This is a genomic window from Paenibacillus sp. FSL H7-0442 (assembly GCF_038593105.1).
In the GTDB taxonomy this organism is placed as follows: Bacteria; Bacillota; Bacilli; order Paenibacillales; family Paenibacillaceae; genus Paenibacillus; species Paenibacillus polymyxa_D.
The window spans coordinates 41,316-53,879 of sequence record NZ_CP151963.1 but is presented as its reverse complement, the minus strand read 5'-3'; the positions used below and the strand labels follow the sequence as shown (position 1 = coordinate 53,879).

The following is a 12,564-nucleotide window of genomic DNA, read 5'->3' as shown; positions in this document are numbered from 1 at the left end:
AAGTTTGTCAGAACCTCACGTCTTATTCCAAGAAATTTCCGACAAAAAAACGTTCTGCGCGAAAGGACAGAGCATCACCTTGAACATCAAGCTACGCCCGTATGGAAGCAGATGGAAGTTGCGTCTCTTAACTCCTTGCTTGACCTCTCTATGTCGTCCATCACTATGACCAAGACTAGCGATTTGCACAGAAGATAGACGGAAAACCGTTGGAGTTTGTCGGACGATTATGTCCTCACGACAAAAAAAACATTCGCTTTCCAGCACGAATGCTTCCTCGTCTTCATCAAAATTGCGAATCTCATAAAATACATGTATAACGATAACCGGATTTATCGCCCACACCCATTGCATGTCGCATCTATTGTCGGTAGAACGCAAAAAAACCGTAGCAGTCTTTCGACTGTACGGTTTTCCGTGTATGGTTGATACGGTTGTCAAAGTGAATTAAACACGCTTCGCGCCGCGTCCTCCGCGTTTACCTTCGGTGTTCTTTTTCAGCGACGAAATGCGTTCCTCACTATCTTTCAGGAAGCGTGACATTTTATCCTCAAATGAAGGTTTACCCGGTGCAGGCTTGAAAGAACGGCCTCCACGATCGCGGTTGAAACCACCGCCACCACCACCGCGTCCTTGACTTGGACCTGAACCTCCACCGCCGAAACGGTCGCCTCCGCCTGGTCCTCCCGTACGCTCCGGTCTTGGAGCTCTTGGGGGACGGGCTTCACTTGCCGGCTTGTCAATCGTTTGCTTAATGGAAAGTCCGATTTTGCCATCTTTGTCAACATTAATGACTTTCACCGTCACGACATCATTAATCTTCAGGTGGTCGTTAACATCCTTAACATAGTTATCGGCGATTTCCGAGATGTGAACGAGACCCGTGACACCTCCAGACAAATCCACAAATGCTCCAAAATGCGTGATGCCTGTCACTTTGCCCTCTAACTTGGTGCCCACTTCAATTGCCATAGAATAAAATGATCCTCCCTTAAAATATACAACCGATTTTTTTGCAAAAAAATCCCGCTGTGGTGATTTGATTATACAAAATGGCGGAACCAAGGTCAACTAAGCATTGGCCCGATAATGTTCCTATTTCTGATCTCCGATGATTGGCGTCTCTTCCGGTTTGTAAAGACCGTACTTGCTTCTGGCAATCTCGCCAATGTACTCAGGGTCCTTGAGACGATTCACTTCGGTTTGAAGCTGTTGTTCCGTTTGTGTAGCAGCTTGCTTCTGCTTTTCCTTCTGGATGAGCTGTTCATTTCGATCGGCCATAATCATGCCTTGAGAAAAAAAGGTAAAAATTGCCCAACTACCAAAGGCGGCAAGCGATAGCAACCAAATCATGATTCGCCTGCGCCCGCCCGCGTTGGACTTGGACGTAGAAGATGAATGGCGATCTACAGACGAATTACGCATGATACTACCTCCTTCCAAACCATCTTTTCGCTGTGTTTTTCAGTCTGATACCCAGCTTTACGAGCGACTCTGGAGTCCTCCAGCGCGCTTTAAGTGGACCGATCAGCCATAGGATCGGCTTCCAAACCGGCATCAGGATGTATATCAGCATCCTTCCCAGGAACACAATAAGTGCCCATGTCCATCCGACTAGCTTGCGTAACAGCCGATACAGCGCTAACACCGGAAGAACAATCAGGATGCGCAGTATGCTGTTCACGATCAACGTCAGTCTGCGAACTATCTCTAATAACATTACCACAAAACGTTGGGTTGTAACACTAAAGGCCCAAAAATAGAGCCAAACCCCCAAAAGTAGTCCTAAAAAGACATAAAACCGCAGCTCACCGCGATTACTCGCGTATAGCACACGGAAAATAAACAAAGCCGAGGCCACCCAGTACAGCACGTCCAATATATGAACGCTCCAGCGGGCAAAATGAAAGCGGATGGACAGCACCCGGTAGCTGTCAAACACCACTCCCATGGCTATGCCCGACACCAGCATCCACGTTAACGTCAGCCATTGCGTGTAAGGGTTCATTTGAAGATCTTGCCGAATAGGCTTTTTCCGTTTTTAGCCGGGGCCCCGGGCTCCAGGTAGACGAGGGAAGTAATCAGACCTTCAATGGACAACAGTCCCTCTTCTAGGCTGAGGTTTTTGATATGTAAATGTTGTCCGCGAATGGTGAGATGGCCCAGCTCGGTCTGAAGCAAAAATTCTTCACTGTCAAAGCTCTCCACATTGCTGACGCCTGAAATATCGAGTTGCTTGCGGCTTTGCATGCGCAGATCATGGTGCTTCGACTTCCCTTGTTCAATCATGGCATGTACCCCTCCTTCTGTTCTTAGCTTATGAAGGGGGCCGTATGATTTAGAACCGCTTTTGCTGTTAATCAGCATATGATGGACGAAAACTCGTCATCTAAAGAAAAAAAGCATTCCTTCATAAAATAATGAAGGAATGCTTTCATGTACAGTTGTGAGAAAGTCAGATGTCTGCTTACCAGTTTAAACCATTGTCCCTGGCAATAGGCTCTTCCTTTACCAACGTGTACATACTTGCAGCCTCGTCCTTGCGTGTAGTGTCGGCGAGCCGTTCCACTCGCACGGTCACCAGCTTCTGGCCAAACTGGACGGTAATTTCATCGCCTACTTTGACCGCACTGCTCGGCTTGGCTTCGCGTCCGTTCACCAGCACTCTCCCTTGTTCGGAGACGTCCTTGGCTACCGTACGCCGCTTAATCAGCCGCGAGACTTTCAAGAATTTATCAAGACGCATTAGTTAACGGCTTCTTTAAGCTTATTACCGGCTTTAAAAGCAGGAACGGTCGATTCTGGAATTTCAATCGTGTTACCGGTTTGTGGATTGCGGCCTGTACGGCTGGAACGCTTGCGTGTTTCGAAAGTACCAAAGCCGATCAGTTGCACTTTGTCACCGCTAGCGAGTGCATCTGTAATTTCACCAAGAACGCCATTCAATACAGCTTCAACGTCACGTTTGCTCAAACCGCTTTTGCTGGAAATATTGTTGATCAGATCTGTCTTGTTCATAAGATAAAAGCCTCCCAAATGTCAAAAAATAATCATCACGCTACATGTCCATTGATGGAGCAGACGTGAGGTCCAACTGTGGCCGAAGCCCTTCTGAATGTCACTGTAACACGCTTAACTATAAGCTACAGTTATTTTCAGAATTACTACAAGTTATTCTGGCTTGTCCGTAAAAATCCTGCAATGACAGGCGTTTTTTTATTCGACCCCAGTTAAGCCAACATCCTACTACAAAACTCTGCCCATTGGCAAGTCCTCTCAAACTGGGCCTTCTTTCAACCCTGCATATGTCTCATTTTACTGTTCTGTGCAGCCAAAAGCGAATATGTGGAATCACGCTTTACCAAGGAGCTTTTTCGCTTCCTGCCAGTAAGTCTCCATTTCATCTACGCTGCTTTCTTCGGGACGACGCCCCTGCTCGCGTAATTTCTGCTCAATATACTGGAAACGGTCGACAAATTTGCGATTGGTAGCCGACAATGCCTCTTCCGGGTCTACTCCCATAAATCGGGCTGCATTCACGGCAACAAATAACACATCGCCTAACTCCAGCAACTGGGCTTCCACAGCATGCCCTTCACGAACCGCTTCCTTCAGCTCAGCCACTTCTTCGTCCAATTTATCGAATACGCCCTCAATGCTATCCCAGTTAAAGCCTACTTTAGCTGCTTTCTTCTGGAGCTTGTACGATTTCATAAGAGCAGGCAGATCACGCGGAACCCCGTCCAGTACAGAAGGATATGCTGCCGTCGTGCCTTTAAGCCGTTTTTCCTCAGCCTTCATCTGCTCCCAGTTTTGCAGCGCCTCTTCCGCATCATTCGCTTGATTGTCACCAAATACATGTGGATGACGGAAAATAAGCTTATCATTCAGCCCCTGAATAACATCATACACATTGAAGGTTCCGACTTCCTCTTCCATTTGGGCATGCAGTAAAATTTGCAACAACAGATCGCCCAGCTCTTCCTTCATATGCTCAGGGTCGTCCTCATCTATCGTTTCGATGACTTCATACGTTTCTTCGATCAGATTTTTGCGAATCGACTGATGTGTCTGTTCACGATCCCAAGGACAGCCTTCCGGGCTGCGCAAAATATCGACAATCTCGTGTAGACGGTCAAAAGAACGCCGTTTCAGCGCTTCATCTTCACTGCGAGGTATGTATACCAAGGATAGGTTCCCGTAGCCCTCTACTCGATCCAGCTCGTACAGCGGTACCTTGTGCACCGTTTCCTCCCCTTCTACCCCAAGGGCGTGACCGACATATACCTCATAATCGTCAGGATACCTCTCCATCAGGCACAGCTTCACATCAGAAGCCGTAAAGGTGTCATACACCTGTCCGATCAGTGTATGCAGCTGAGGCTGGAGCCAGCTGGCATCCAGTGTACCTGCGTCCAACAACTGAAAACCCTCAATCGGATCAAAACCAAGACGCACAAAAGCTTCATCCAGGAAACTTTCGCCGCCCAGAATATTCAGTTCAATCCCTTGCGCAGGACAACGCTCCTTAAGCAACTGCACCGCTGCTTCTGCCACCATAGGGTGGCCGGGAACCGCATAGACGATTTCGCTTCCGTCTGCCGCCTTAGCAGCCGTCGTAATCAATTGGCTGGTAATTTCCTCGTATACCTCTGGGAAAGACTCTTTTGTCTCATATACCTCGTCAAACGACTCAAAAGCCACTTCAAACTCATTTAGCACTTGAACCGCAGGATGCTCCTTGGTCCGCAGATACAGCGCTGAAGCGCCCCGCATTTTGTTCAATATCCCTATCGTAAGCTGATCCGGATCCCCCGAGCCCAAACCTACGACCGTTAATGTTACGCTCATATCCCATCCTCCGTTTCGCAGAAACAAGGCTCATGCTCGAAAAAATACACGGCCTAACCCCGCTTCCGCTTCCTTTGCTTTGGCATTACTATACCACAAAGTGGTATAGGCTCATAAAATGGTTGTCCCGATTCACGCCGTAAGCCGTATGCCTGGCTAAGCCAGTACACGTAGCCTGCGCAGCACGGCTGCCAGCGGGCGTCCGAGCTTGGGCACCGCCACAAGCTCGGCTTCCGTGATCAGCCTCAAGCGTGCGAGGCCGATCACGAACACTGCGGCGCCTGCGGCTACACCCAGCAGGCTCTCCACGGCTGCCGTGGCACGACCTTCGGCAGCCCACCCCAAGGCACCCAGCACAGCGCTGGTGCCCCACATCGCTGCCCCGGCCGCACCAGCCAGGGCGATAAGCAGCGCCGCCGGCTTGAGCACGCTGGCGGACCAGCTCGCGCGCAGGCCTACCAAGCGAGCCAGCAGCACGATGTTGATCACTGCCGCCAGCAGATAGGCGACAGCCCCCGCAATGGCGGCTCCAGCCGTGCCTAGATGCGGCACGAGTAGCCAGTTTAGCAGCGCCTTGGCTGCTGCGGCCGCGAGCATCGCCAGAGCCGGCGCGCGAACCGCGCCAAGCCCTTGCAGCAGCGCAGCCGAGATGATGCTGAGCGTGCCGCCAACGGCGGTTAGCGCCATCCAGCGCATGACCCCGCTGCCGGTGTCGTCCGCATACAGCATCACATTGACGGGCACAGCCAGCACGATCAAGCCTGTCGCAGCGGCCAGTCCCAGTAGCCAAAACCAGCGCAGCGATTGCTCGCACTGGCGACGTGCCAGTTCCGTACCGCCGGTTACCCGGGCCTCAGCCAGCGATGGAATGAATAATGCCGACAGGGTGGTGGCAAACATCATGACTAGCTGTACCAGCGGCAGACCTCGGTTATACACGCCAAAGGCCACCATAACCGCAGTATCGTCCAATCCCTCCTGCTTTAACAAGCGAGGTACAGTAAATGTGTCTACCAGGCTAATTAACGGAACGGCTAGCGCTCCAAGGCAAACAGGCAGGGCATAACGCAGTATCGCCTTTAACAAGGCACCATTGCTTTCCGCTGGGTGTAGCTCTCCAGCTTGTGCTTGCACTGTCGCCATGACCGTCCCTTGCCTTCTAAGCCTCTTCCTGTGATTTCGCCAATATAGCAACATGACGACCAAGCCCGCTGCTCCACCTGCTGCTGAACCAAACACGGCTCCGGCAGCAATCATATCTGCTCCCGCTCCTTGTGACAGCATGAGCAGCAACAGTATAATCATCACGCTTACCCTTATCGCCTGCTCCGTCACTTGGGAAACAGCAGTCGGAAGCATATTTTGCAAACCTTGAAAATATCCTCTCAGTCCCGCCATAACCGGCACGAACAAAAAGGCAAACGCCGCCGCCCTCACCGACGGAATGACGTGAGCATTGTCGATCCATTGACCAATGAGCGGCGCACACGTATACATCAGCACGCCCAGGATTAATCCGAAGACACCCAAGACAAGCGAAGATAACCGAGCAACACGTTGCCCCGCTGCTCGGTTTCCCACTGCCTCAAACTCAGCTACAAATTTGGATATTGCAGCCGGAAATCCAGCAGCTGCAATGGTAATGAACAGCGTATAAAAAGGATAAACCGTATTATAAATGCCAAACACGCCGTCGCCGCCGATATTCTGCAGCGGGATTTTTTGCACTGTGCCGATCAGCTTGCTCGCTACCGCTGCCAGTGTCAAAATGACAGCACCTCGTAGCAGCCGCGAAGCGGCGCGATTTTCCTGCATTCTCCGTCTCCACTCCCACCTGAAATATGCATCTTACCCGAGTCCTATTATACCGCCTCTTCTCACGGAAAGAAAAAAAACCCTGTGCAACGTAGGACGGCTTTCGCCATTCTGTACGTCATACAGGGGTGAAACGGGATGTTACTGTTCCATTTGTTTGCCCAGGAAGCCAGCGGCTGTTTCAGCCATTTTGACCTCCATTTCGGACATTTTTACATTTTCGTCCTTGTTCAACAATACAACGGAACCAATGGGATCACCACCGGAAACAATGGGAGCCGCCACAAAGGACGAGAGTGTTTCTTCGTGGTCTCGCGTTAGCTCATAAGAGCCGCTGGCTGTCTCCAGCACAGTTTTGCGATTATCCATACTACCTTCGATAATGCTACCGATTGGCTTGTCCAGAAACTCTTTTTTAGAGCCTCCAGCCACCGTAATAATGGTGTCCCGATCGGTAATCATTGTAATATGGCCCGTGCTTTCAAACAGGGACTCAGCATATTCTTTGGCGAAATCACCAAGTTCACCAATAGGTGAATACTTTTTCAAAATGACTTCTCCGTCACGATCCACAAAAATCTCAAGCGGATCTCCTTCACGAATTCTCAAGGTGCGGCGAATTTCCTTTGGAATAACTACCCGCCCAAGGTCATCAATACGGCGAACTATACCAGTAGCTTTCATTTCACATGTTGCCCCACTTTCTCAAGAAGAATTTAGTAAACTACTGACGGTATCGAAAGACGCTTCCACTCCCCCAGAAGCGGTCACGAAGAACGTCACGGTCATGGTGTTTATGGTGATATCTGACCATAGTATTCATCTGTTCCCAATTCCTTATGCATGTTCAGTTATTTACCTTCGTTTGTAGCTCCATCTTTGGCTGTTCCTGCCTTGGCATCGCCCGTACCGTTTGTTGTTGCGCCCGGTGTAGTTGTGCTACCGGCACCAGAAGTTGCACCGCTTTTCTCTTGCGTAGCTGGTACCTTCGGCAGATTGATTTTCAAATCAAGTTTCGTCAAATCATTTTCGGTAAAGTTTTGGATACTTTCCCCGGCCAATTTATTCTTCAGGGCAGCCTTTTCGTTGTCTTTCAATTTATCAAACGTTGGCTCATTGCGGGACTCCACTTTGATCACGTGATATCCGTATTCCGTTTCCACCGGCTCACCGATTTTGTTAATCGGTTGGGTCTCAGCGGCCTCTTTAAAGGCAGGTACCCATTGCGCTACAGATGCATTCTCATACAGACCTCCGTTAGACGCAGAACCTGGGTCTTCTGAGAATTTCTTGGCAATCGTCGCAAAATCCGCTCCTCCGTCCAGCTTCGCCTTCACTTCTTTCGCCAGCTTGAGGGCATCCTCTTTTTTGCGCTCTTTCTTTGTTTTAGGATCTTGGAAGTTAATCAATACATGACGCACGGTTGCTGTCGTGAATTGATCTTTATTTTTCTCAAATTCCTGTTTTAGCTGATCATCTGTTACTTTGTTAGTTTCGCTGTTGATTACCGTCATTACACGCGTGAAGTAATCTTTCACACCTTGTTCGGTCAGTTTTTTATCACTCAGAAATGTCTTGAACTTATCTTCTCCGACTGACTTTTTATACTGCTCTAGTTGTTCGTTCCCTTCTTTGGCACCCTGCTCCTTGGCTTTGTCGTCCGCTTTAGCCGCCAGAAGCTTGTACACCACTTCCTGCTTTACAATTTGCTCTCGTACCTGATCCGAAGCTAACGCAGCCTCATACTCTGGGTACAGGAATTTCATCATGCTGATTTCTTGGTTGAACTCATTTTCGGTAATCGTTCCACCCTTATAGGTCACGACAACCTTGCTGTTGTCCTTCGGTTCATCCTTGACCTTGTTCTCATCCGCTTGCTTCGTACATGCTGCCAGAACGGATATAGCTAGCAGCGCTGCCATTCCCAAGGAGAGCATTCTCCAAGGTTTTCTTTTATTTAGTTGTGGCATTTTGCAGTTCCTCCTTCAATGTGAATGCTTCTTTCAATGCACTCAAAAATTGTTCCAGCAGTTCTAACAACTGTGGATCACTTAGACCTTTACCCTTTATGCGTGCGCTCATAGAAGTGCCCTGTTCAAATTGTACACGTCTTTCAAAGCGATTGCCAATCTCGGCAAGTTTGGCGGTCTGTACCGCCTGCTGGCGCCCTTCATGGAATTTCAACACGATATTGTCATCCCGTTGTACCATGGACTCGATGCCATACATGCGTCCATATACCTTGAGACGGGCCACGGCTAGCAAATGACGCACAGCCTCTGGCAGATCGCCAAATCGGTCGACCAGTTCATCCTCCAGTTCAGAAGCCTCGTCAAAGGTACTGACCGCTGCAACCTTTTTATAAATCTCAATTTTCTGGATGCTGTCATAAATATAGTCACCCGGCAGGTAAGCATCGACGCCTAAATCAATCGACGTACTCCAATTCCGATTGGACTGATCCTCTTCTCCAAGTACGCTGACTTTACGTTTATTAATTTCCTCAGCCAGCATCTGCGAGTAAAGATCAAAGCCGACGGATGCGATGAATCCATGCTGCTCAGCGCCAAGCAAGTTACCCGCGCCGCGGATGGACAAATCGCGCATTGCAATCTTGAAGCCGGAGCCCAGCTCCGTAAATTCTTTAATCGACTGAAGGCGCTTCTCCGCCACTTCCGTGAGCACCTTATCCCGCTGGTACGTGAAATAAGCATAGGCAATCCGATTGGAACGACCTACACGCCCACGCAGCTGATAAAGCTGGGAAAGCCCCATTTTATCGGCATCATGCACAATGAGTGTATTCACATTGGGAATATCCACGCCAGTTTCAATAATGCTGGTGCTGACCAGCACATCATATTCGCCATCCAGGAAATCCAAAATAGTTTTCTCCAGTTCGGTTTCGGACATTTGTCCATGACCCACGCCCACCTTGGCCTCCGGTACGAGCGCATTGATCTCTGCAGCCATCTCCTGAATACCCTGCACACGATTATACAGATAGTACACCTGCCCTCCGCGTGCCATCTCGCGTTCAATGGCCTCACGGACTAGAGTCTGGCTATGCTCAACCACATACGTTTGCACTGGAAAACGGTTTTCCGGTGGCGTCTCAATGACTGACAAGTCACGTACACCCAGCATGGACATATGCAACGTACGCGGAATAGGTGTTGCCGTTAACGTCAGCACATCTACGTTCGTTTTCAGCTTCTTCAGCTTTTCCTTGTGGGTTACGCCGAATCGCTGTTCTTCATCGACAATCAGCATTCCCAAATCCTTAAACACCAGATCCTGCGACAACAGACGATGGGTACCAATGACAATATCGACCGTGCCTTGCCGGACCCCTTTAATCGTTTCATTCTGCTCTTTGCGCGAGCGGAAACGGCTCAATACCTGAATATTGAACGGATACCCTGAAAAACGTTCACGGAACGTCTCATAGTGTTGCTGTGCCAAAATCGTCGTCGGTACCAGCACCGCTACTTGTTTGCCTTCAATAGCAGACTTAAAAGCAGCACGAATTGCAACTTCAGTTTTGCCGTAACCTACATCACCGCATAGCAAACGATCCATCGGGCGGCTCTGCTCCATGTCCTTCTTAATCTCTTCGATGGCCCGAATCTGGTCACGTGTCTCATCATACGGGAACATATCCTCAAACTCTTGTTGCTCCGGTGAATCCTTTTCAAAAGCAAACCCTGGTGCCGACTGTCGTTCTGCATATAGCTTGATCAAGTCATCCGCAATATCCTGAACCGAGCTGCGCACCTTACTTTTAACCCGTGTCCACTCATTGCCACCCAGTTTATAAATCTTGGGTTCCTTGTCCTCTGAGCCAACATATTTCTGAATCAAATCAATTTGTTCAATCGGCACTGACAGCTTATCTCCACCCGCGTAGAGGACATGCATGTAATCCTTATGGATACCGCCAACCTCCAGCGTGCCGATCCCCATGTACTTCCCGATCCCGTGATTTTGGTGTACGACGTAGTCGCCCACCTTCAGCTCGCTATAGCTCTTAATTCGTTCTGCATTGTCCACATGGCGGCCCTGCTTACGAGCTTTTCGCTGCTTCTGAGAAAACATTTCACCCTCGGTAATGACCGCCAGGTGAATAGATGGCATTTCAAAACCGCTTTGCAGATTGCCGATAGCCATCGTCGGCTCATCAATACCATAATCCTCAAGCACTCGGCGCATCCGGTCCAGACGTTCATCTCCACTCGCCAGCATCATAACCTGTGTGCCAGCTTTGCGCCAACGATCCATCTCCGCCTTGAGCACATTCATTTGGCCATGGAAATCCTGCATGCCTCGGCAGATGAAGTTCAAAATATTTTGCGGCTGGGTATGAGGAACCTGACGGAGGAAAATCGACAGGAACAACGTCTGAAATCTACGGTTGTACAGCAGATTGTCCGCGTCGTCTGACAGTTCTAGCTGCGGTAACGTTTTACCGTTTTGAAGCAAATGCAGATTCCATTCTGACTCATCCCGTTCCAGTTGCTTGGCTGTTTCCAGCATACGCGCCGGTTCGTCAATAATCAGAATCGTATCTTCCGGCATATAATCTGCCAGGGTTTTACGTTCAGGATACAGCAGGGAGATATATTTATAGATTTCGTCAAAATACACATGCTCTCGCAGCAACTCAATTTCACGATGGATCTCTTCTTTCAGATGCTGCTTAGCTTGACGATCCGTCATTTTGCCCAGCTGCTCCTCCAACAAAATAGCAGCGGCATCTGCCGCCTGATCCATACGCTGGTTATTCGCAATAACTTCCTTACACGGCGTTACAGTAACGGCCTGAACCTTTTCCACCGATCGCTGATCTTGCGGATCAAACTTACGGATCGAATCAATTTCATCGTCAAACAGCTCCACACGATAGCCCCAACGGGTTGTCATTGGATAAAAATCAATAATTCCTCCACGTACGCTCATCTCTCCACGTGATTCCACACGCTCTACACGCTGGTATCCCATCTCCACCATATGTAGCAAAAACGCTTCCAGCTGAATTGTTTCGCCTTCTTTCAGCTCAATACGAGCCTCACGCCATGTTTCCGCCATTGGCAATAAACGTCGAACACCAGAAAACGGCACGACAACAATCCCACGAAAACCCTGGGCGCAGCGTATCAATACATCAATTCGTTGGGATAAGGTCTCTGGACTGGATATGGCTGCTTCAGCAGCTACCAGCTCATTGGCAGGATACAATAAAACCTGATCAGGGGAAAGCGCTTCCTGTAAGTCATCTGCTATTTTTTGAGCGGCAAACATATTGTGCGTCATGACCATTAACGGTCGTCCGGTATCTTCGGCAAGCGCGGCCATCAGTACCTGTCGGGAAGAGCCTGATAAACCTGATATCAGTTGTTCCTTCATCCCTGATGATATGCCTGCTGCAATGGATGCATAATCAGCATCCTTCGTAAAAGCCTGAATAAGTGCTTGTAACAAAAAAGGCACCCCTTTATGCTTATAAATAGTTACATGTAAACCGAAAAAGAAGCCTCAGCAATGCTGCCAAGGCTCCATAAGCGGAATTGCCGCTTCACCTCTCAAGCTGGTACATCGGACCAGTTGAATACCTGTTATTGGAGCGGATTAACGAGCAGACTCAGCTCTGGATTATTCTCCAGTGCCTGACTGCAATGCTCGCAAATGACTTTGACGGTCACTTCACCGCCCGAATTATACGCTATTATATCTCTACGTTCGGCAGGGGTCAAGGAATGGAAGCCTAACCTTTCTTCGGTTATTGCAGCGGAATCAATCCGTCCCAAGAAAGTTCGACAATGTCTGCATACATAATTAACAACCATGTAATGTATATGCCTCCTGAAAGTTTTCTATACCTTTCAGTATGTCCAACAA

The 12,564-nt window shown here is 49.2% G+C and carries 13 protein-coding genes; all 13 read right to left on the bottom strand.

Going from position 1 to position 12,564, the window contains the following annotated elements; all coding sequences use genetic code 11:
- Positions 1 to 15: 15 nt before the first annotated feature.
- Entirely contained in the window at positions 16 to 441 is a 426-nt protein-coding gene (locus MHH57_RS00265; protein WP_318628341.1) for a hypothetical protein, read from the bottom strand.
- 6 nt (positions 442 to 447) lie between these two features.
- On the bottom strand, positions 448 to 972 hold the full coding sequence (locus MHH57_RS00260; RefSeq protein ID WP_014279051.1) for a S1 domain-containing RNA-binding protein: 525 nt from the start codon (positions 970 to 972) through the stop codon (positions 448 to 450).
- A 123-nt stretch (positions 973 to 1,095) separates the two neighbouring features.
- Positions 1,096 to 1,425, bottom strand: coding sequence for a septum formation initiator family protein (locus MHH57_RS00255; RefSeq protein WP_029514621.1), 330 nt, complete (start codon positions 1,423 to 1,425; stop codon positions 1,096 to 1,098).
- A 4-nt stretch (positions 1,426 to 1,429) separates the two neighbouring features.
- The gene (gene yabQ, locus MHH57_RS00250) at positions 1,430 to 2,008 is read right to left on the bottom strand and encodes a spore cortex biosynthesis protein YabQ (protein WP_029514620.1); all 579 of its coding nucleotides are present in this window, start codon (positions 2,006 to 2,008) and stop codon (positions 1,430 to 1,432) included.
- Positions 2,005 to 2,289 carry a sporulation protein YabP gene (gene yabP, locus MHH57_RS00245; RefSeq protein ID WP_025721693.1) on the bottom strand — a complete coding sequence of 95 codons (285 nt, stop codon included), beginning with the start codon at positions 2,287 to 2,289 and terminating at the stop codon, positions 2,005 to 2,007. The genes yabQ and yabP overlap by 4 nt, the downstream gene beginning before the upstream one ends.
- A gap of 178 nt (positions 2,290 to 2,467) precedes the next feature.
- Complete coding sequence (locus MHH57_RS00240) at positions 2,468 to 2,746, bottom strand: RNA-binding S4 domain-containing protein (RefSeq protein ID WP_016818913.1); 279 nt, start codon at positions 2,744 to 2,746, stop codon at positions 2,468 to 2,470.
- Positions 2,746 to 3,018, bottom strand: a complete 273-nt coding sequence (locus MHH57_RS00235) for an HU family DNA-binding protein (protein WP_007428028.1) — start codon at positions 3,016 to 3,018, stop codon at positions 2,746 to 2,748. Before MHH57_RS00235 ends, MHH57_RS00240 begins: the two co-directional genes overlap by 1 nt.
- 333 nt (positions 3,019 to 3,351) lie before the next feature.
- On the bottom strand, positions 3,352 to 4,851 hold the full coding sequence (gene mazG / locus MHH57_RS00230; protein ID WP_318628342.1) for a nucleoside triphosphate pyrophosphohydrolase: 1,500 nt from the start codon (positions 4,849 to 4,851) through the stop codon (positions 3,352 to 3,354).
- Between the two features lie 156 nt (positions 4,852 to 5,007).
- Entirely contained in the window at positions 5,008 to 6,666 is a 1,659-nt protein-coding gene (locus MHH57_RS00225) for a polysaccharide biosynthesis protein (RefSeq protein WP_342434691.1), read from the bottom strand.
- Positions 6,667 to 6,807: 141 nt separating this feature from the next.
- Positions 6,808 to 7,350 (bottom strand): stage V sporulation protein T, encoded by a 543-nt coding sequence (spoVT, locus tag MHH57_RS00220; RefSeq protein WP_029519371.1) that lies wholly within the window; start codon positions 7,348 to 7,350, stop codon positions 6,808 to 6,810.
- A gap of 167 nt (positions 7,351 to 7,517) precedes the next feature.
- Positions 7,518 to 8,636 (bottom strand): peptidylprolyl isomerase, encoded by a 1,119-nt coding sequence (locus tag MHH57_RS00215; protein ID WP_165150738.1) that lies wholly within the window; start codon positions 8,634 to 8,636, stop codon positions 7,518 to 7,520.
- Positions 8,620 to 12,147: a transcription-repair coupling factor gene (gene mfd / locus MHH57_RS00210; RefSeq protein ID WP_342434690.1), complete on the bottom strand. Its 3,528-nt coding sequence runs from the start codon at positions 12,145 to 12,147 to the stop codon at positions 8,620 to 8,622. Before mfd ends, MHH57_RS00215 begins: the two co-directional genes overlap by 17 nt.
- Positions 12,148 to 12,281: 134 nt before the next feature.
- Entirely contained in the window at positions 12,282 to 12,512 is a 231-nt protein-coding gene (locus tag MHH57_RS00205) for an anti-sigma-F factor Fin family protein (RefSeq protein ID WP_007428020.1), read from the bottom strand.
- Positions 12,513 to 12,564: the final 52 nt, after the last annotated feature.

Excerpts from the sequence above, each read along its gene's own strand:
- MHH57_RS00260 (WP_014279051.1), bottom strand. The coding sequence starts at position 972 with ATGGCAATTGAAGTGGGCACCAAGTTAGAGGGCAAAGTGACAGGCATC.
- MHH57_RS00255 (WP_029514621.1), bottom strand. The coding sequence starts at position 1,425 with ATGCGTAATTCGTCTGTAGATCGCCATTCATCTTCTACGTCCAAGTCC.
- yabQ (WP_029514620.1), bottom strand. The coding sequence starts at position 2,008 with ATGAACCCTTACACGCAATGGCTGACGTTAACGTGGATGCTGGTGTCG.
- yabP (WP_025721693.1), bottom strand. The coding sequence starts at position 2,289 with ATGATTGAACAAGGGAAGTCGAAGCACCATGATCTGCGCATGCAAAGC.
- MHH57_RS00240 (WP_016818913.1), bottom strand. The coding sequence starts at position 2,746 with ATGCGTCTTGATAAATTCTTGAAAGTCTCGCGGCTGATTAAGCGGCGT.
- MHH57_RS00235 (WP_007428028.1), bottom strand. The coding sequence starts at position 3,018 with ATGAACAAGACAGATCTGATCAACAATATTTCCAGCAAAAGCGGTTTG.
- mazG (WP_318628342.1), bottom strand. The coding sequence starts at position 4,851 with ATGAGCGTAACATTAACGGTCGTAGGTTTGGGCTCGGGGGATCCGGAT.
- MHH57_RS00225 (WP_342434691.1), bottom strand. The coding sequence starts at position 6,666 with ATGCAGGAAAATCGCGCCGCTTCGCGGCTGCTACGAGGTGCTGTCATT.
- spoVT (WP_029519371.1), bottom strand. The coding sequence starts at position 7,350 with ATGAAAGCTACTGGTATAGTTCGCCGTATTGATGACCTTGGGCGGGTA.
- MHH57_RS00215 (WP_165150738.1), bottom strand. The coding sequence starts at position 8,636 with ATGCCACAACTAAATAAAAGAAAACCTTGGAGAATGCTCTCCTTGGGA.
- MHH57_RS00205 (WP_007428020.1), bottom strand. The coding sequence starts at position 12,512 with ATGGTTGTTAATTATGTATGCAGACATTGTCGAACTTTCTTGGGACGG.